The following is a 20,445-nucleotide window of genomic DNA, read 5'->3' as shown; positions in this document are numbered from 1 at the left end:
CTCATTAATTGTCGCGTTTCATTTCAGATTCGTGCCAGGAGCTTAATACCCATTTGGCAAAGGCATTGACCAGCAGAAAGAAGAGAATGCCGAGCGCAGACGCCGACAATCCGCAAGCGAACAGATAAGGAGTTTTCAAACGGGCGGCTGCATACGTAATCGCATAGCCGAGTCCGCCTTGACCGCCACCGATACCGGCGATATATTCACCGACAATGGCCCCTACAACTGAAAGCGTACAGGAAATTTTAAGACCTGCCACGATATAAGGCAAAGCGGCTGGTATACGCAGTTTCCACATCGTTTGGATGGGATTGGCATTGTACAAATAGAACAGGTTGCTCATATTTTGATCCGTCGAGTTCAGACCAATCAGCGTGTTGGAAAGCATCGGGAAAAACCCGATCAGGAACGTAATAATAACAATCGCATTCATACCGGCATCGAACCAAATCACGATCAATGGAGCTATAGCGACAATAGGAATGGTCTGTAAAATAATAGCGTAAGGATACACGCCCTTCTCGATCCATTTGGAAATCGCCAGCAAAATAGCTCCTGCCACGCCCAATATAATGCTCAGGAAAAATCCGAAAACAGCTTCAAGAGTCGTCGTGGATACCGAAACCCATAATGCGCTTCTATTTTCGATGGCTGCCGTAACAATATCCGACGGCTTAGGCACGAGATACACAGGGGCCTTGACCAAATAAGCAATCAACTCCCAACCTCCGATGAAAACTATAAACGCTATCAATGGCGGAGCGATATGTCTTAAAAACAAGATAAAAGCACGCGCTGGCGAAACGCCGTCCTCAAATCGATTCGCCCAAGCCGCTCGTTCCCGGGCCGGGAAAATTTCATCTGGCAAGATTTGCAAATATTTATGATCAACGGCCATTTCAATCCTCCCCTTTCATTCACATTTCATAAATGATTTTCCCTGGATTCAGCAGCCCTTTAGGGTCATTCTGGCGTTTTTTCCGTTCCATGCTTCCCACTTCTCCGCGTCCGCCATGATCTAATACCCACGTATGGGGATCAAATATTTCCACGCCAATGGATTCGCAATAGTCAATAATTTCATACAAACGTTCCTCGCTTTGAAAACGGACGATTGGCAGCGCAGTTGGAATAAGGGCTCCCCCGCCTCGCACCCACTCGAAGTGTAAATAGACTTCATCTCCATACTTTGCTTTGATCATGCGCACTTGCTCCAAATAGCTGTCCAGTTTGAAGCCCGCTTGCAAATACGTCATCGCGGGGTCTGTTTTCATAGCCCATAACGTCGTGTGGTTCCATGTAAAGTCGGAAACGCCAATTGTTTTGCGATATTTATCCGCTTCAATGACATGTCCGAGATGGCCATCAAAGCGCTGAGCCAGCTCTTGAACTTGCGCCAGCGCGGATTCTGCGAATTCCAGCATAACCGCAGCCCGCCCCTCCTGAATGACCTTGCCAAACGGAACAAAGTAGGAAGGGATCGGCCATTCCACCGGTGAGATGAGGCGTTTATGAATGGAGTCCTCTGCCGCTAATGCCTCGCCAAAGCGCATAGACTGCTCGAAAGATTCGAATTGAGCAATCGCTTGCGCCCACTCCGTACGGGGAGCCAGTGGAATCGTCACCTCCGTCATAATGCCAGTTGTCCCGTAATTATGAATGTAGTCGAATAAGTCCGCCCCTTTTATAACTTGGCGCTGAGGCTTTTCTTCCATCGTATAAATGACAGCTTCCAAGACATTGCTATCCCATAAGTTACCGTAAGAAATGGAACCGATCCCGCCGGAACCGCCGCTGACAAACCCGCCAACCGTTGCCTTCACATAAGTGCTTGGATAGATACGAATTTCTTGTCCGACTTCACGGGCCGTTCTATCGATCGTAGCCATTCGGACGCCGCATTGCAGCCGAGCATAGCCAGGGCCGATTTCCATAATCTCATCCATTCGGCTTAAATCCAGCACGATGCCTGCTTGCAGCGGAACCGCCTGACCGTAATTGCCAGTACCCGCTCCGCGGACCGTGACCGGAATTTGGTTCCGGTAGCCGTAAGCAAGGATTTCAGCAACCTCCGCTTCATTTCTAGGGAGCGCTGCAACATCGGCAGCTTTATTGTTTTTCAACTGGCGATCCAAGACCGGCGAATACCAATAATAGTCCTTGGACAGCTTTTCTCTGGTTTCTCCATCCAGCCGTATAATCGCATCGCCCAACTGGTCCTGCATCTCTTTTTCCCAACTCATATTCACAGCCATCAGCCTCTTCCTCCTTGACTTAATGTTCTAAAGCAGCCGAAACTTCGCGAACGAGTTCACCGAATTGCGCATTCGTCCGATAGCTTTCATCCCGCGGGAAAGGAACAGGAATGTCAATCATCGCGGAAATTTTGCCGGGACGCGGCGTCATCACCACAACGCTCGTTGACAAAAATACCGACTCGAACACATTATGCGTGACGAAGAGTACGGTCATTTTCTTATCCTGCTGCCAAATATTGAGCAGCTCCATTTGCAGCGTTTGCCGGGTAATCTCATCAAGTGCCCCGAAGGGCTCATCCATGAGAAGCAGCTTCGGTCTGGATATAAGTGCGCGCGCGATGGAAACGCGCATTTTCATGCCGCCCGAGAGCTGTCTCGGCAATACCTTCATATAATCCTTCAAGCCGACCAGTTCCAGAACGCGTTCCGCTTCTTCCTTTTGCGTCTTCTTATCGACGCCCTTCAGTTCAAGCGGCAATCTCACATTGGCTTCAACGGTCGACCATGGCAGCAGCGTGTGATCCTGGAAAACGAACGCGATATCGCTTTGCTTTCGTGCCTCTTTAGGGGTCGTTCCAAACACATCCAGCTTCCCGCTGCTGGGGCGCCCGAGGCCTGTGATCATTTTAAAAATCGTCGATTTCCCACAACCTGACGGTCCAACGAAACAAAGAAACTCGCCTTCGTTGATCGTTAAGTTAACATCTTGCAGGGCAACCGTGCCATTCGGATACGTTTTCGACAAGTTTCCCATGGATACGAAAGCGGAATTCGATAACGGGCTGCCGTTTGCTCCAATCAATGAAGAGTTCACGCTCATCTCCATCAGCTCCTACTCTAAATATTCGACTACTCTCCTGTGTTCATTTGTGCCTTCAGCGTCTTCATGTCAAATTTCGAAAATTCAAGCAAGGCCTCCGCCATATCTGCGCCGAACTTTTCGACCATCGCCTTGCCTTTTTCACTTGTCGCTTGCGTAGCGTCACCTGAGATGCCCGAGTCGGACAGATCCTTCATAATCCAAGCAAAACCACGGCTTTTCAGCGCTAAATAACGCGATTTCGGGTAATTGGGAAACTCTTTCGGAGCCACCTCCATATGAACCCAATGTGGCATTGCGGACTTCACAACGGAGGTTTCCATATCGCCGGCATGAATGCCGAACTGCTTCTCTTGCAGGCTCAACCATTCATCCGCAGAACCTAATCCGCCTGGATCCAGCCGAAACACGGCCATTCCCGTTTCAATGCGTATTTCCCGGGCCATCATGCTAAGCAGGTCGGCATTGCCACCATGCGTGTTCACTAACACCAGCTTCTCAAATCCGCTGACGCGCAGGCTTTTGGCAATATCCATCACGACCGCCATCAGCGTTGTAGCCGATAAGGATATTGTTCCAGGCTGACCCAGATGTTCCGTGCTTTTCCCGTAAGGAATGGCCGGAAGCAGCCATATATTCGCCTCATCAGGCAGCTGTTCGAAAGCCTCTGTTAGCATCACTTCAGAAATCAATGTATCTGTAAAAACCGGCATATGCGGTCCATGCTGTTCAATCGCTCCAACGGGCAATACGATTAACGCGTCTTTTTTCGGCATTTGAGCCACTTCCAATTTACTCAGACGAGGGAAAAAACAGAGATCCCACGCTTTGCCTACACCTGTATATCGTCCGAATGCCAATGTCAACGCCTCCATTATCTGTTAGAATAAACGGACATTTCGCCTATAAGAAAAAGATCCTGCTGCTTTATGGAGCGGATCTTCGGCTTTCATTGTTATTGCATGCTTGCCTGTTGTGCTATGCCTGATACATCTGTAAAGCAGCAGCTACATGCGCAACCTTTTCGCCCAGCCGTGCCGCCATCAGCAATTCACGAGGATCCGGAGATAAAGAGCTGTCTGGTCCCGCTAATGTGGATGCGCCATAAGGTGAGCAACCGATAGCATCAGCTGTTAAATATTCGGGATTTTCCGAATAAGGCAGCCCCACAAAAATCATGCCAAAATGAAATAATGGCACCATGGATGTTAAAATTGTCGCTTCATGCCCCGTGTGAATCGAAGCCGTGCTATTGAAAATTCCTGTCGGTTTTCCCGTAAGCGAACCGTCAATGCACAGGTCGCCGGCGAGTTCAAGGAACAATTTAACTTGCGAAGGCATCATGCCGTAATACGTCGGAAATCCCCAGAGAATGCCATCTGCCCAACGCAAATCGTCATTCGTTGCCCAAGGTATATCCTGTTGCAAGATTAGGGTCGCCTCATATTTGCTGTAGCGGTCGGTCAAACGAAACTGCTTAGACAATGTCCGGGCGGAGACCACATCTTCCTCTTCTGCCTCCTGTCGATTCTGATCTCTCTGAATGACCCGATTTTCGCTAGCTGCCAGTTCAGGAATTCGAACGATTCGAACCTGATGCTGACTCGACTTCCCCGCTCCCTCCGCAACAGCTTGCGCCATTTGGAATACATGCCCGAATGCGCTGTAATAGATGACCAGAATGTTAGCCATAAGCGGTTGTTTCCCCCTTCGCGAATTCATGTTTGCGGAAAGTCACCGTCTCACTGGCCTCGTTCCAATATGCCGCCAAACTTGGATGCTGCCACTCCGCTTTCTTTGCAGCCATTCGTACCCAGCTTCCTTGACTGAATACCCACCTGCGTTCCGACATCAGCGTGAACAGCTCTTCAGGTGACTGACCGTCAATGATAACGAAATTCGCCGGATTGCCAACGGATACGCCATAATGTTGAAGATCAAGCACCTTGCTTGGAATATCTGTGATCATATGCAGCAGTGTGCGAAGATCCGCCGGTCTTCCCATGTGAGCCGCATAAGAGCTGATTAATGCGATTTGCAGAAGATCTCCGCGCCCAAAAGGGTGAAACGGATCATGAATGTTGTCTGAAGCGACAGCAATCGGAATCCCCGTTTGCCATATTTCTTTCAACCTTGTGACACCGCGTCTAACCGGGAACGTGTCCCGCCTGCCCTGCAGATACAGGTTCACTGCCGGCAAGGAAACTGCCTTCAGTCCGGCATCGGCCATTCTTCCGATGATGCCATGCGCATCCGCGTCTGTCATCGAGGCTAACGCACATAAATGGTCGACGGTCACTCGGCCCCCATACCCTTCTTCCTTCGTACGCAGAGCAATATGCTCGATCGTACGCATCGTAGGGTCATCCGTTTCATCGCAGTGGAGATCAATGGGCAAATCATATTTCTCAGCCAACTCGAAAATGCGATTGATATCCTCCTTGGGCGTTGCCGATATATGAGGGGCGCCGCCAATGCCATCAACCCCCATTCGCAAGGCTTCTTCCACAACCTCGACATCCGCATCCGTCAAATAGTAGGGACACATCGGGAATAGTTGAAGCGTCATGAATGGCGCCAACATTTCTTTGGCCTCCAAGGCGGCCTCAACCGTACGCAAAGCAACTTCACGGGAAGCTCTTAGGTTAAAATCCAAGTGCGTCCGAATATGAGTCGTGCCAAAGGACAAAGCTTGCATAGCAGAACGAATAATCCTTGATTTTATTTCAGATTTGCTAAAAGAAGGAGCCGCCTGCGAATAATTGCGAACCGCTTCTTCTAGCGTACCGCTACTATTTCCAACCGAAGTCAATGAAAAGGATTTGTCCAAATGCATATGCGCATCGACGAAACCCGGCAGCAGGATTTTCCCCTGAAGGTCAATCTGGGCGATCTCATCTCCCATCGCTCCCTTCTGAGGCTCCCACTCCTCCAATGTGTGAAAATCAGGTTGGGCGGCATAAGCCTCCTGCCTCTGAATACGAGTCCAAGCCCCACCCCGAACCGATATCTGGTACAGATAGCCTTCATCCTCCATCGGCAAACGAACATTGTTTAGCTCCATATTCCGTATCGATGCCATTGCCGCCACCCCCTGATTGCTAGTTATTTTTTAGGCAAAAACTGTGTCGTGAACACTTTATTAATATCTTCAGCCGACTTCAGAATACCTGCATCGACGAGTTGCGTTTGCACTTCGGTCCAGCGCTCTTTCGTCATAATCCCTGTCCCCTTGGTCGCCGCATCGCCGCCAAAAGCAAAATCCATTTCTTTCGCTGCGCTAAACTTCATCATATCAAGACCCATATCCGGATTCTTCTCTTTAATAGATGGATTAATTTCTTCGGAATGATCCTTGTAATAATCCCAGCCTTTCACTGTGGCTTCGACAAACGCCTTCACTTGATCCGGATGTTCTGCGATCATTTTCTCCGTGGTGAAGTACACGCCGGCATAAATGTTGTATCCTGAATCGGCATTCAGAAGGGTGCCGTATTCGACCTTTTGCTGGTCCAGCGTGAAGGGTTCGGAGGTCACATAACCTTGTGTCAGCGCATTTTTATCGCTAACGAAGTTAACTAATTGGCCTGTATATTTCATCTCTTGAGCGCCATCTAATTTATACTTTTTCTTCATAAACTGCCAGAAGCTTGCCGTAGATGCCACGTATACCTTATGGCCATTCAAATCGCTGAAATCTTTAATGCCGGAGTCCTTATGGTAGAATAGCGCCTGCGGACTCTTCTGAAGCGATGTCGCGATCGCCACGATCGGAATGCCTTCTTGTCTGGCTACGAGAATATCATCTCCATTCGCCATCCCGAACTGCGCTTTGCCAGAGGCAACAATTTGTGTAGCAGAAGTGGACGGACCGCCAGGCGTGAGCGTGACATCCAAGCCAGCGTCTTTGTAAAACCCTTTCGCGACAGCTGCGAAATTCCCGCCATGCTCAGGCTCTGCGAACCAATTTAGAATCAGCGTAGCCGGTACGGCAGCTTTCGGAGCCGCAGATGCCGCAGGTGTCGCTGCAGTTGTTGCTGTCGCAGTCGCCGCCGCTGTAGTCGGGGCTGAAGTTGCGCCGGATGAACCCGCGCTGCTGCCGCAGCCCGCGAGCAAACTCATGGTCAAAACCAAACCTGTTGAAATAACTGCCGGACGTTTCGGCGTAAACGGGATAGCGTGATGGATTGATTTCATATTCAACTTCCCCCTCTAATTGGTTTTCTACACAAAGCTTTTCGTTCATGAATTCAATATAGAATTTATGTCATGTTTAAGTCAACGAAAGTGACAATGATTTGTAATTTCCCACAAAGAATGATCGGATTTTTATTGATTTTTAATTATCTTATGGATTTCAACGACAAAAATGACACGAAAATCCGAACATTCAAGTTCGTTTCAATAAAACAACTAATATTATGTTATGAAATATAACGAACGATTTAATCAAATCGTTCCTACCATAACACCCTATTCCCTCAATCAACGGCGATAGGCAATCGAAAAGCAGTCAACTTTATGATTGAGCTCAACCTAAATCGAGCGAAAGCTGCTCCGGCTTTTGCGTTTCGATCACTCACGATTAGGTGCTTCATACAGGGAACAGGGTTGGAGTTATGAAAAAAAGACTGCGTGAGCTTATTAGGCTCACACAGTCTTTTTCCATACTATCTCTCTAAATCTTCAATCGGTAAATCGCCTTATTCTCCAACCCTCGGATCATCGGAGTCCACGGTTCGCTTGCTGGCGTAAGCTCTAACGCATCCTCGACCATTTGTAATTTCGCATCCAGCGAGTCAATATAATGCAGCGCGACGGCCTCGGCGATCTGCGGCTGCACCGGGCTCCCCCATTCCGCCAAGTTGTGATGGGCTAGAATGATATGCTGCAACCCGATGACCAGATCGGCATTCAGATCGATTTCGTGATGAATCGCCGCCTCCGTAATCCAATTCGATGCCATCGAAATGTGCCCGAGCAGCTTTCCTTGCACACTGTAATCGGTCACGATGCCAAGCTGCGCAATCATTTCCTCGGGCTTCGCAATATCATGGAGAATAATCCCTGCTTTGATCAAATCTTCATTCAGGAACGGGCGCTGCTTGCATATAAATTCGCCAAGCTCCAGCATTCGAACGATATGATAGGCAAGCCCCGCGAAATAAGCATGATGATGGGTTTTGGCAGCGGGATAATGCGTCAGTTTCTCATCCACTTTGGTGACGCAATAGGAAACTAGCTTCTTAATAGTAGGGTCAACGATGCTTTCCATCACCCCATTTATCGTTTGAATAAGATCATTCGGACTGATCGGGGCTGAACGTATAAAATCTTTGATGAATACCCCATCCTCAGGTGCAGCTTTACGCAGTCGTGTGATTTTTACCTGCAGTTTCTCCCGATAGGTCTGAACGATGCCTTGTACCTTGACCAATCCCATGGGGAAAAAGGTTTCTTTATCTGTCGCGCTAGCGTCCCAGTACTTAGCAGAGATCTGTCCACTGGCATCGCATAGGACGATATCGAAATAATCTTTGGCAGGCGTTGCATTGGTTTGTTTGACCTCCAGCTCCTTCAGGAGATAGAAGCCGACGAATTCGTCTTGCGCGATGAGTTGTTTGATTAAAGTCATTGTCGTATAGTTCCTCTCATATATATACCTCCATTATATATCGAAAAACTCTTTTACAATAGCATTGCGTTGTCTTTACATACAATATAAAATTGTATGTAATTGGAATTGCTAGAAAGCTGATAGCGTCAAATCCATATCACAATCAGGGAGGTCAAACTATGGCAATCGTTAAAGATTTTAGCGCTGATATTAATGTTCCTTATTATTGGCCCTGTTCTTTCCCTCTCGTACATGCCAAATTGGAGCACGAAGGCAGACAAAGTTCGCAAAGCCTGCAACTCAATCTATGCTTGTTCAGCTTGCCCTCCTATGCTAAAAATTCGCATGATTCCAGTAGTTTTGTTAGCATCTGGGAGGCTAGGCGTCTTGGCTATCTAGGTGCAGGCAAGTATCTCGGTTACACGTTTAACACGAAGCAATACGATACCCTGGAATCTGGCATGAATGTGCTTCATGCAGCGATCGAGCAGCAAAGGCCTTTCATTGTATGCGGTACGACTTACCACATCCCCCATTCAAAAGACTACCATAGTGAGGATTATTTTAGAGATTATATGAGCCTATTTCTGTATCCGAACGCTCACTGGATTCTCGTGTATGGCATCGATGACCAGGATGTTTTAGTTTATGACCCAATACCAAATAAATACCAGGGAAGGATGCCAATCTCGGATTTCCAAAAATTCTGGGAGGGCGACCGCGTTATTCCGCAGCTAATTGATTATCCAGGCATAGAGCAGCTGAGCATTTTCGGAACAAGTGAAATTGAAAGCATTCCCGGACATATCGATTTGCCATTAGAATATCTCATGCAGCAATGTTTGAAAACAATCGCCTACGAGTATATGAACGGGGATTCCGTCATTGAAGATGGTATTCGTTATTACTTTGGCCAGCAAGCCATGAAGCAATTAATCGAGGATTTGAAAGCACATTTGCATTCCGCCGATCCATTGTCGACACCCATATTCCAGATGTATGATAAGTGTATATTCGAGAATCGTTTCAGCCGTTACTTCTTAAAAGATTTGCTACAAGAAATGTTGGATCTGAACTTCACCTATGTTAGCGAGCTATATAATGAACTGGATTCCCTCATAAAAACCATTGAAAATATAGGAAATGTTTTCAAAGTTAATGTTCAGCGCAAGCGATCTAAGGAGAAAGTAATTACTGCTTTCATCGAAAGTGCGGAAGCGTTTCTGGAACAGGAAACCGATTTCCTGAAGAGAGTCTTTGAACAGTTCCAAGAGCTGCCGCTTCTTGAGAAACGTCAATCAGCCTTGGCAGTCATTTAATATGCATAAAAAGCCCGAATTCTAGCTCGGGCTTTTTATCTATCACATATTTGATTTTCGTCCTCTTTTATTACCCAGCTTGGACATTAATCTTGATTCTGATTTTGCTCCACGTTTGGTTCTACTCTTTCTACGCGCTCTTTTCTGCGGAAAAGCTTTTTAATAAAGGTCCCGACTGCTCCGAGAGCAACCAATACTAGGAGGAAGAATTTTTTGCCGAAAAGCAGAATCGTAGCTATCAGCCCGACTTTCTTTGCAACGACAAGCCCGGCGCCGCCTAGGATTAGACCTGCTAAACCATACTCAGATATTTTGTCTGTAGACGCGTTAAAGTCTTCATATTTCTCTCCAGCTTTAACCGCTAACTTCGGCAAAATTAGTTCAGTTAATTTCTTCTTGTCAGCCTCACGACTTTTCGGATCTGAGATCAGGATGGCGGAGATATAACCTTTTCGCGTCAGCAAGCGTACATTGTAATTAACCAACTGTTCCTTATTATCACCCTCGGCCAGCATCGACCAAGTCAGATTATGTGTATTTTTATCGTAAAAAGGCTCTACATCCCAACCCGTCACATGAACTCTCGCTCCCTCCGGACGTTCCTTATTAGCCTTCTCTGTCCCTTCCTTATAACTCTTTAAGATGGCTTTGGCATCGATTTTCTCTTTCTCCGCATCTTTGATATAACCTGTTTCTTCATAGCGGAAAATAACTGTCCAATATTCATTCTCATCCTTAGGAAAAATACTGCCAAGTTCATTTCCCCTAGGCTTCTCATTATTATCGCGGCTCATCTTCATTGTATCTTCCGCATTCAGAAATAAGAGAGAGGGATCAAGGTCAACTGTAGCTACCTGCTTCAGGTCGACCTTTTTCCCGCCTTCAATCCAATTGTAATCCTGAGCGGCGGATACTGTGCTGCCTCCTAACAAGATGAGTGTCAAACCGATACTGATCCAAAGCTTTTTCATCCAAACTGCCTCCTAATTATGTATGTTTCATATTACATAGAACCCGCAATAACAAAGCTTTTATCCCGATATTATATTAAATGAATTTCTTTTGTATTTCTGTATGTTTTATTACATTTTTCAACATTATTTGACAAATATAATATAAAAAAGTCTGCCAATCCCCATTCCATACATTAGGAAAAGAATAAGCAGACTTTATAAACTTCTTTTGAAATCACTGGTTCGCGATTATTTGTTGAAAAGCACCCTTCCCTCTTGTTGATATGAAACTTCAGCAAGCTTGGAAGAATCGAATCTCCAATCAACTTCCTTGTTCTCATAAAACCAGATCATTGCGGATATTTGCCGATAACGATTCGAAGCAATCTCTTGAAACGCATTTTTAATCCAATTAGCTTTATTGCCCCCATTTTCAGAACTCGACAACTCAGTAATCAAAATCGGTTTATGGGATATGGACTTCAACGCATGGTAGGAATTACCGAAAACTTCCCCGAACGTCCTCCAATTTCCTGCTTTCCGACTTTCCCCCCAGTTATATCCATCAATTGAGAGCATATCCACATAATCATCACCAGGATAGGCACCAATAAAAGAAGCACCCTTCCCAACATTCTCGCAATTCACATTATAAATAAATTTGACATTCATCGCCTGTTCATTTCGAAAAATCTGTACCATTCTCTGATAAGCGCTTTTGTAAGTCTCGTTTGTATTTTCCGTATGATCACCAAGACCCCAACTATACCAATTTCCGTTCGCTTCATGCATAAACCGGATCCAGATCTCTGAGCCATTTTGCCAATTTTTCAAATCATATGCCATTTTATGAAAATAATCATCTAGCGCACCATTTGCAATTTCAACCGTATTGTATCCGCCACCGCTCTTTTTAATAGGCTCGAGCGTCAATAGATTAATAGATCCATAATCGTGCACATAATCGATCGCTGCCTGAAAGTGAGATAGATTATGATTCGTATTCACAAAAGTATGAATAATATCCATTTTTCGAGTCGTTTTCGCCTCATACTTTTCCAGATTATGAAGCGAAGCATTAGGCCACTCGCCGATCCAAGCTCCTTCCGCTATGTTCTCACGCATTCTAAATGGCGCCACCAAGAGAATAGAGAGAATCGACGTTCCCAGCAGTATTACGACTAAAAATCGACGAATCATAAAGCTAATCACATCCATTTAGAATTGGAAATAAATAAATGGCGAACTATTCGTTAGTGAGAAGAAGACTAATGCAAGTAAGATCACGAACAAAATAAATAAGCCTCGGAATGTATGAAGAGGGGCTTGAAAGTATCCCTCTTTTTGTTTACCGTACAAATGCGCCGCTATAACGATCGGAAGAAGCACCATTAGCGATACAGGCAGCCAGTGAATACCTTTATACTCCCCAAATCCATACATCTTGCCAAGTATGATCCAACTGTTAGAGAAGCTGACCGATCGGAAAAATACCCAAGCCGTGCATACAAAAACAAGCGTTAATAACCAAGCGAAAAATCGGTAAACGGGATGCGTTATTTCTTTCTTCTTCAATATTTTCTCAAAATACATTTTATGAGCAACCAGACCAATGCCTTGTAGTCCGCCCCAAACCACGAAGTTCCAACTCGCACCATGCCACAAACCACCTAATAACATAACAATCATAAGGTTAAGATTTTGTCTAACTTTACCTTTTCTATTGCCACCCAAAGAAATATACAAATACTCTCTCAGCCAAGTAGACAAGGAGATATGCCACCTTCGCCAAAACTCCGTAATGCTAAGCGATATGTAAGGCATATTGAAGTTCTTGGGTATCTCAAACCCCATACATTTTGCTGCACCAATTGCCATATCCGTATACCCGGAAAAATCGCAATAGATCTGAACTGCATAAGCGACAACAGCGAGCCAAACTGTTAGTGAATCATATTGGGAAGGATTATTGAATACAGGGTCAGCAAATTCCGCCAATCTGTCCGCAACAAGCAATTTCTTCACTAATCCAAAAATAAAAATTTGTGCGCCTTCTTCAATATTCGCCCATTTGATGCTTATTCCTTTTCTTTCGACCTGAGGCAAAAAGTGATTAGGCTTTAGGATCGGCCCCGCAACCAGATGTGGGAAAAAGAAAATAAGCAAAGAGAAATCTAGTATTGTCTTCGCGGGTGCGGAATGCTTTCGGTAAATGTCCACATTATAGCTAATCACTTCGAAAGTAACAAAAGAAATACCAATTGGCAGTAAAATTTCAAGATGCCCAATCGGGAGTAACCCTTGTTTCCATACAAAAAGCTGATTCAATGAATCGACGAAGAAGTTATAATATTTAAACATTCCCAGAATAGCTAGATCCAACGTAATGATGCCGTAAAGCCAAACTTTGGCGCGTGGCGAATCCAGATGGTAAAAAATACGCTTGCCTGCAAAATAATTGACAATCGTGATAAGCAAAAATACAAATAGGAAAAAAACACTCCAGTATCCATAAAAGAATAGGCTTGAAGCAAACAACACCCATTTTTTTATGTTATTTTTCGGCAAAACATATAACAAGTACAATACAATAACAAAAAAAACAATAAAGGAAATACTGGAAAAGGTCATTCTCCCAACTCTCCCTTCAAAAATTGCACGATTGATTCCGATATGAGCCTGTGCCCTTCTGAGTTAATATGGCCTTTGCCCGGTGCCGTATTATTGAATCCGTACATAGGCTGATGGGTTTTCTCGTATTCACGGATAAAAGGTTGCCGCATATTCAATAAATTTACATGATATTGTTTGGAACTTTCTTCAAGCTGCTGCTCAAAACGACCTTTATTCGACAGCGATTCGTTGAAATTCATTTTGGGAATGTACACGATAACCAAATTCGGATAGCACTCTTTCAACCGTTTTACAGACCAGTTCAGGGCTTCAAGCACTTGAGGGTCTTCAGCTGAAACCTTCGTCTCCCCCATTCCTTTTTTCTTGGGAATCATGCTTTGTAACTTCTCAGTCCCAAGACGAACAACAGAAATATTTAATAACCAGTACAATTGAGGGAACTTCTGTGCTATCTTGTTTTTGCTTGCGAATTCATCATTTTTTATAGTTTGAAACGATCCATTATCTTGACTCGGAACCATATAAATATTCTGCGAGGAGTCCAATAAATCGTTAGCATCAAGCTCATCAATTTGTATAACCGTTAAATCAGGCTTTACTAGATCTTTGTAGTACTCAGAAAGGTGTATATAATAAGCTGGTGACGCCGAACTTCTTCCAAAATTAGTTGAATGGATGTTTACTGATGACGCACTGGCATTCCATGTTTGCTCTACCTGAAAAGCGTACTTTTTATCGTCTGATACCTGCATACCTTCTGTAAAAGAATCACCCAAAAACAAAATGTTATAGGCTCCATCTTTGTGTACAATGGGTTGCCCGATCAAACCCTGATCGTATACTTTCGTTTTACTGTACCCCTCCAATCCCTGTAAATAAATCCCTTCTTTTGCTACTTTACCTAAAGTCGGATGGTTCATATATCCAGTCGGATGAATGACCATTTGCTCAAGAACAAGCTCCCAAAGTACTATAGCGCACAGAAAAGCAAGCGCGGTCTTCAGAACCAGTTTCTTCCACATTCGATTCTTCCCCCAAATCATTTCTCACTTTTTGGTTAATTCTGCACCTGAGGTTACCGCTGGCATCTGATCCGGCTTTGTATAAATAGACAGACGATTCACTTTCGCTTTGGCGGAACCAGAAACGACCCCAACCCACACTTTTTCTATTTGACTATCCACAGTGACAACAACAGGAGATGAATGGTCTGAGCCAGTCAAATATCCGTCCCCAAACTGGCTGGCTGTCCAGTAGGATTGTGTACCTTCGAGCCCCTTCAACCATTGGTTTTTGCTGCCGTCAACCAAAGATCCATCTTTTTTGAACCCTTTAATTAGAACTCTTCCTCCCATATCATCAACTACCGCGCGTTTAACCAAGAACGACTTCACAGCGCTCGTATCGATTGCTATTCCCACAGCTGCACACCCCTGATCTATCGTCACAGCTCGTTCATCGTCTTTATGAATGCAACTATAATTGGTTTCAGATACCATTTCATTGTTCGCAATAGATAATGACATCCCTTTTATTGACTTATAATTCCCCTTCATTTCGAATCTTTCCGTAAAATCATATGTGGCAAGCAAGCTGTTATAAGATGATAAAACCATCATTTCGGGCGTCATACCTATGTTACTTGGAAACTCAGACCGATCATCAATCAGCGCTTCGCCATAGCCTGTATGGATACTGTTGTCATTGCTTTTGTTAAGTATCCTTGCAATATATTCGCCATTACCTTCATTTCGGACATGCTCAAAGTAGTTTTGAATGCCATAATTGATTAGGATCGGAAGAGCTTCAGCTTTGGAAGTAAGCTTCGTTTGATTTAATTCGAAACTCGGCTTTTGGAAAACATTGTTATTGTTGTTTTTATATACGCCATCCTCGCTAGTTATAACGATCCCAAAGCGGCTTTGATCAGAATTGACGCCTGTCCAGCTAGCAAAGTTACCGCCGTTGAACAAATTTTCATTTATCCATCCTCTTTTACCTTCACTACCCGCTTTATTTGTCAAAACGAGTCCTTTATAGTTAGCGGAAATACGCCCCAAATGAACCTCATTGTATACAAAACCTTTTCCTGCACCAATAAGTTTCACGCCAATTGTAAATTGGTCAGCCCGTCTAATATCAATATTTGAATGAACTGCATTATAGATTTGAATTCCGATAGATTTTTCAGCTGAATCCTCTTTTACCCATTTAGACTGATTTTTGCGCACTACTGAAAGGCCACTATAGGTTGCAGCCGTTTCCACATCCACAGAACCAATCGTAAGAAGAGCTTCATTATCTTCTCCTGTATAAATGAGTGTACTTCGTTGATCTATGGATATGTTTGGTGGAACTAGTAAACTGGAAGACACTGCATATCCTTTTGAGGGCGGGAAATACAACGTCGCATCAGAGCCGCCTTTACTCTCTTCGGCAGCAAATTCAATTGCTTTATTAATTGCGGCTAAATCGTCTTGCTCCCCATCCCCTACAGCACCAAACTGTTTAACATTAATAAGTCCTGATATTTCGTTTTTTACGCCTTCCATAGTTTCCTTCGGTGTTATTTCCTCCGAAAGGGACTGGCTACCGAACATCATGAGAATAAAAATGCTCATTGTTTTAAGCAAGAGTTTCTTTTGTAACATTGATATAATCACCCTTATTCATTCCTCCATCAATCCCAGATGCCTCAATTAGTGAAAAGCACAATGCCATAAATGAGAAAAAGACTCTATTTTCATTTAAATCGCCTGAAACATTTGCATTCATAAACATATAAGTAAAACCTAACAGCACACACAAATGAGCTGAATTCAGCCATATTTTCAATTTAATACTATCTACGAACAACCTATGTAATGCTGCTAATAATAAAGCTAGAAATAATATGAGTCCTACTATGCCTGTTTCAGATAATATTTCTAAGAATATATTGTGTGGGTAGCCTGTTGTGTCCAAGCCATTATACTGAATAGGAAAACTCCCTACACCTTCACCGACTACTGGATGTTCGCTCCACATAGCAATAGCGGTAGCGTATCGGTCGATTCTTCCTGCTGCCGATTTCCCTCCGTTAGGATCCTCTGTCAATCTTGAAAATCGATAAATGACCGTATCGAATGCTCCAGCCGAGGCGAGAGGAACCGCTAGAACGAGAAGGACTAGAAACATGACACCAAGGGACTTTAGTCTCTTATCAAGCGTGATCAAACGCCCCTTCATTCGTAAAGATAAGACAAAAAGCAGCCCTAGAGTCAGAAGTAAAGCCAGCAAAGGCATTCTCGCCCCACTAATAATCAAACAAATGATAATGAGTATGGTTAGAATCCCCGAAATAAATTTTCTCTTTGCATCAACTGACGTGTTGTATAAATATAATCCAATCAACATAATTGCACCGATACCGCATGTACGGCCCAAAGCCAAATAGTCAGAACCCAACACATTGATTTGGCCGACATACAGTCCGCTATGAAAACTGGTAAGAAAACTGACAAGTCCAAATCCTGTCATAAAAAGCGCCAACAAAATAAAACTATCAAGCATACGTTTTAATGCTGCTTGGTCTCTTACGAGAAGAAGAACTCCCATAAATGACCATCCGGTTATTAAAAAAAAGCGGAACGTTTTATTTAAAGCATAAGCTTCACTGCTCGAATAAATGTATGTAAATGATACGTATGACGCAAAAATAAGCAAAAGCGAAACGGCCAATACGACTGATGGCTGCAAGACAGGTTTAAGTAAAAACCGTTTCATTGCTATTAGTACGGATATGCCCAACATTAACATAGTTAAATCGATTGGAATAAATGTAAAGCCGCCTTTGATATATCCCGAAAAAATAAACATCACAAAATAAAGTTCACCGGATACCAATATGGATAATTTCTTCATCTTTTATAGGTATCCCCATTCCCATATCTTTAAAAAGACTTATTTATTGAACAATTGAAGCATACATGAAATAACTTTTTCTTGCATTTCCTCGGTCATATTAGAACCAGATGGCAAACAGATTCCAAACTTGAACAAGCGGTCAGACACACTATCCATCTCAGGATCAGTGAAATATGTATACCCAGTAAATAAAGGTTGGAGATGCATGGGCTTCCATACCGGACGTGATTCAATATTCATACTTTCCAGCATCTGGATACAATCGAGAGCGGATACCCCGCCACTTTGCTCAGGATGTATAGTGAGAGCTGTTAACCAGCGGTTCGAGCGTCCAAAATTCGCTTCCGGCATAAAAGTAACACCTGGCAAATGCGCCAACGCATTGTAATACCGTTGATAAATTGCTCGTCGCGCCTCTACCCGTTCTTCCAGTACTCTCAGTTGACCTCGTCCTATCCCTGCCAATACATTGCTTAATCTATAGTTGTATCCTACTTCACTATGTTGATAATGAAGCGCATGATCGCGAGCCTGTGTTGCCCAAAATTTAATCTTCTTTAAAGCTTCAACGTCATTAGAAACGACTGCGCCTCCTCCTGACGTGGTAATGATCTTGTTGCCATTGAATGAATAAATGCCAAACTGTCCTACTGATCCACTCATTTTGTCCCTATAGGTTGCACCTAGAGATTCAGCTGCGTCTTCGACAATTGGCACTTTATAGTAATCACATATCTCGGCAATCTTCTCATAATCCGCGCTTTGGCCATATAAATTAACAACAACAACAGCCTTGGGCAGCTTCCCCTCTTCAACAGCCCGGTCAAATGCAGCCTTCAAAGCACCTGCTGACATGTTCCACGTCGAATCGTCAGAATCAATTAAAACAGGTGTCGCGTTTAAGTAAAGAATCGGATTCACGCTTGCTGCAAAAGTTAAAGAAGATACAAATACAATATCTCCTTCCTGAACACCAATAGCTTTCAAAACCAAATGTATAGCCCCAGTCCCTGAAGACAGGGCTACCGCTCCTGCCGTTCCTGCATATGCAGCCAATTCCTTTTCAAATTGATCTACGTGCGGACCGACCGTGGAAATCCAATTTGTTGTAAATGCTTCTTTGACGAATTCCAATTCCTCTTCTCCCATATGAGGGGAAGAGAGGTAAATCCTCTGACCTGCTGACATGCGCTCGCTCAACTCCTATGCACCCAGTTCTGATTGATTTATGTCGCTCATTAAGTAATGACTAAATTTATTAGGAAATGCTGTGTAATATATATACAGAACATCTTTCCGCAACGAATAATTTTGAATATAAGCTTTGTTTATTTTAATTTTATCTGGAAAAATAACCGTTCGATTATACTCTTCCGGATCTTCCGAAGATGCTAAAATCTCCTCTTCATTTCTATACTTCAGTGTTGCAGGTCCTGTAATACCAGGCCGAATTGAAAGAACTACTGAGTCTTCTGCACTCAAGTTCCCTGTATACTCAGGGACATCGGGGCGCGGCCCGACAAAGCTCATTTGCCCAATAAGTACATTCAGAAGCTGCGGCAATTCGTCGATTTTTGTTTTCCTTAGCACTGCTCCAACCTTTGTAATTCTTGGATCGGAACCTGTTGTAACTGTCGTCATAAACGAAGGCACAACTTTCATCGTTCTAATTTTCAAAATAGCGAACAACTTACCGTTTAAGCCTACTCTCCGCTGAACAAAAAGACCATTTTTTTGAGTGTCGAGGGATGCAATTACTATAGCAATAAGAATGATCCAACTCGTTAAAATTAACAATATCAACGACACTATAATATCAAATAATCTTTTCATAAACCTGTGATAAAGCGAAAGTCGAATTTGTTGACTATTTTCTAAAGTAACCGCCATAATCCCGTCCCTTTACGTTTAGTTATCTCATACTCTAAACTTAGAGCTTATAAAATTCCCCTTTAGCAAACTGATGAAAGTGCCCACACCATAGCTAAAATGCAAGGTAATAAAAACGAGTGGCATTACCAGTGCGTACAATAAACCCGAGTTTTTCCCGATTTGGGCGGAAAAGAGCAGATTGACTATTAAATAGCTGCCTAACGACGCCAATAATAACAATTGCCCGAACAACGTTAGCGCACATAGGCACCCGACTAAAAGAGTAAGAACAAATACACATGGAACAAAGTGCCTCATTGATAGCGCCTTGCTGTTAATTGCTCTCGTAATTACATTCCAGTAGCCATTTTTATAATTTTGTTGCCATAGACTTTTTAAACTGCTCCTGTTGAAATAAACAGATTTAATCGCAGGCGTAAGATAAATCATTTCCCCGGATTCACGAATTCGGCAATTTAATTCAATATCTTGATTCCGTGTAAGCCGTTCGTCGTAGTAACCCACTTTTTCAAAGATATCTCTCCTAAATGCACCCAAGTAAACTGTATCTACTTCACCCTCAAAGGTACCATCATGGAATTTACCACCGCCAAGACCGAAGCGGGATTTATGCGCAAAAGCAATCGCTTTACCCATATATTCCTCTCCAACAGCAATCATTGGCCCCCCAACATTTGCGGCACCGGTCTTCTTCAGATATTCCACACAAGCTTTTACATAATCCTGATGATAGGTTGCATGCGCGTCAACACGAACGATAAACTCTCCCTTTGCTTGCCGAATACCAAGGTTCATCGATATGGGTACAATGGATTTGGGGTTGCTCAGAACATAGATTGATTTATTCAGCTCTTGATACGTACTGATTATATCTAGTGTATTGTCACTGGATTGCCCATCCACAATAATAATTTCATATTTTTCACTAGGGTAACTTTGTGATAATAACGAATCCAGGCAAGCACCTATATGCTTAGCTTCATTTTTTTCCGGCAATATAATACTTACAAATGGACATGTTTCCATCATCTGCAACATCCTT

Annotated in this window: 18 protein-coding genes; 1 reads left to right on the top strand and 17 read right to left on the bottom strand. The window is 43.7% G+C overall.

Features of this window, described 5'->3' with window-relative positions:
* Window positions 1-4 precede the first annotated feature (4 nt).
* From ABRS97_RS03495 to ABRS97_RS03460, 8 genes are all read right to left on the bottom strand, one after another.
* Complete coding sequence (locus ABRS97_RS03495) at window positions 5-901, bottom strand: ABC transporter permease (RefSeq protein WP_367811515.1); 897 nt, start codon at window positions 899-901, stop codon at window positions 5-7.
* A gap of 19 nt (window positions 902-920) precedes the next feature.
* Window positions 921-2,258 carry an FAD-binding oxidoreductase gene (locus tag ABRS97_RS03490; protein WP_367811514.1) on the bottom strand — a complete coding sequence of 446 codons (1,338 nt, stop codon included), beginning with the start codon at window positions 2,256-2,258 and terminating at the stop codon, window positions 921-923.
* 19 nt (window positions 2,259-2,277) lie between these two features.
* The gene (locus ABRS97_RS03485; RefSeq protein ID WP_483312415.1) at window positions 2,278-3,015 is read right to left on the bottom strand and encodes an ABC transporter ATP-binding protein; all 738 of its coding nucleotides are present in this window, start codon (window positions 3,013-3,015) and stop codon (window positions 2,278-2,280) included.
* Between the two features lie 95 nt (window positions 3,016-3,110).
* The gene (locus ABRS97_RS03480; RefSeq protein ID WP_367811512.1) at window positions 3,111-3,941 is read right to left on the bottom strand and encodes a creatininase family protein; all 831 of its coding nucleotides are present in this window, start codon (window positions 3,939-3,941) and stop codon (window positions 3,111-3,113) included.
* 118 nt (window positions 3,942-4,059) lie between these two features.
* The gene (locus ABRS97_RS03475) at window positions 4,060-4,773 is read right to left on the bottom strand and encodes an NAD(P)H-dependent oxidoreductase (protein ID WP_367811511.1); all 714 of its coding nucleotides are present in this window, start codon (window positions 4,771-4,773) and stop codon (window positions 4,060-4,062) included.
* Window positions 4,766-6,163, bottom strand: coding sequence for an amidohydrolase family protein (locus ABRS97_RS03470; protein WP_367811510.1), 1,398 nt, complete (start codon window positions 6,161-6,163; stop codon window positions 4,766-4,768). The genes ABRS97_RS03475 and ABRS97_RS03470 overlap by 8 nt, the downstream gene beginning before the upstream one ends.
* A gap of 23 nt (window positions 6,164-6,186) precedes the next feature.
* Complete coding sequence (locus ABRS97_RS03465) at window positions 6,187-7,278, bottom strand: ABC transporter substrate-binding protein (RefSeq protein ID WP_367811509.1); 1,092 nt, start codon at window positions 7,276-7,278, stop codon at window positions 6,187-6,189.
* Between the two features lie 481 nt (window positions 7,279-7,759).
* Window positions 7,760-8,716 carry a 3'-5' exoribonuclease YhaM family protein gene (locus ABRS97_RS03460; protein WP_367811508.1) on the bottom strand — a complete coding sequence of 319 codons (957 nt, stop codon included), beginning with the start codon at window positions 8,714-8,716 and terminating at the stop codon, window positions 7,760-7,762.
* A 161-nt stretch (window positions 8,717-8,877) separates the two neighbouring features.
* On the opposite strand from ABRS97_RS03460, the gene ABRS97_RS03455 reads away from it, so the two are divergent.
* Window positions 8,878-10,017 (top strand): cysteine peptidase family C39 domain-containing protein, encoded by a 1,140-nt coding sequence (locus ABRS97_RS03455; protein ID WP_367811507.1) that lies wholly within the window; start codon window positions 8,878-8,880, stop codon window positions 10,015-10,017.
* An 86-nt stretch (window positions 10,018-10,103) separates the two neighbouring features.
* Here the strand turns inward: ABRS97_RS03455 and ABRS97_RS03450 are convergent, their stop codons facing one another.
* From ABRS97_RS03450 to ABRS97_RS03410, 9 genes are all read right to left on the bottom strand, one after another.
* Window positions 10,104-10,988, bottom strand: a complete 885-nt coding sequence (locus tag ABRS97_RS03450; protein ID WP_367811506.1) for a DUF2167 domain-containing protein — start codon at window positions 10,986-10,988, stop codon at window positions 10,104-10,106.
* Window positions 10,989-11,219: 231 nt separating this feature from the next.
* A complete protein-coding gene (locus ABRS97_RS03445; protein WP_367811505.1) occupies window positions 11,220-12,170 on the bottom strand; it encodes a glycoside hydrolase family 26 protein in 951 nt (316 codons plus the stop codon).
* An 18-nt stretch (window positions 12,171-12,188) separates the two neighbouring features.
* Window positions 12,189-13,601: an MBOAT family O-acyltransferase gene (locus tag ABRS97_RS03440; RefSeq protein ID WP_367811504.1), complete on the bottom strand. Its 1,413-nt coding sequence runs from the start codon at window positions 13,599-13,601 to the stop codon at window positions 12,189-12,191.
* Window positions 13,598-14,548: an SGNH/GDSL hydrolase family protein gene (locus ABRS97_RS03435; protein ID WP_367811503.1), complete on the bottom strand. Its 951-nt coding sequence runs from the start codon at window positions 14,546-14,548 to the stop codon at window positions 13,598-13,600. Before ABRS97_RS03435 ends, ABRS97_RS03440 begins: the two co-directional genes overlap by 4 nt.
* Before the next feature lie 102 nt (window positions 14,549-14,650).
* The gene (locus ABRS97_RS03430) at window positions 14,651-16,255 is read right to left on the bottom strand and encodes a glycosyl hydrolase family 28-related protein (protein ID WP_367811502.1); all 1,605 of its coding nucleotides are present in this window, start codon (window positions 16,253-16,255) and stop codon (window positions 14,651-14,653) included.
* Complete coding sequence (locus ABRS97_RS03425; RefSeq protein WP_367811501.1) at window positions 16,230-17,507, bottom strand: O-antigen ligase family protein; 1,278 nt, start codon at window positions 17,505-17,507, stop codon at window positions 16,230-16,232. Before ABRS97_RS03425 ends, ABRS97_RS03430 begins: the two co-directional genes overlap by 26 nt.
* A gap of 39 nt (window positions 17,508-17,546) precedes the next feature.
* Window positions 17,547-18,698, bottom strand: coding sequence for a DegT/DnrJ/EryC1/StrS family aminotransferase (locus tag ABRS97_RS03420; protein WP_367811500.1), 1,152 nt, complete (start codon window positions 18,696-18,698; stop codon window positions 17,547-17,549).
* A gap of 15 nt (window positions 18,699-18,713) precedes the next feature.
* A complete protein-coding gene (locus ABRS97_RS03415) occupies window positions 18,714-19,400 on the bottom strand; it encodes a sugar transferase (RefSeq protein WP_367811499.1) in 687 nt (228 codons plus the stop codon).
* Window positions 19,401-19,427: 27 nt separating this feature from the next.
* Entirely contained in the window at window positions 19,428-20,432 is a 1,005-nt protein-coding gene (locus tag ABRS97_RS03410; RefSeq protein ID WP_367811498.1) for a glycosyltransferase family 2 protein, read from the bottom strand.
* Window positions 20,433-20,445: the final 13 nt, after the last annotated feature.

Source organism: Paenibacillus tabacirhizosphaerae, from assembly GCF_040812395.1.
GTDB lineage: Bacteria > Bacillota > Bacilli > Paenibacillales > NBRC-103111 > Paenibacillus_E.
This window is presented reverse-complemented; position numbering and strand designations above follow the sequence as displayed.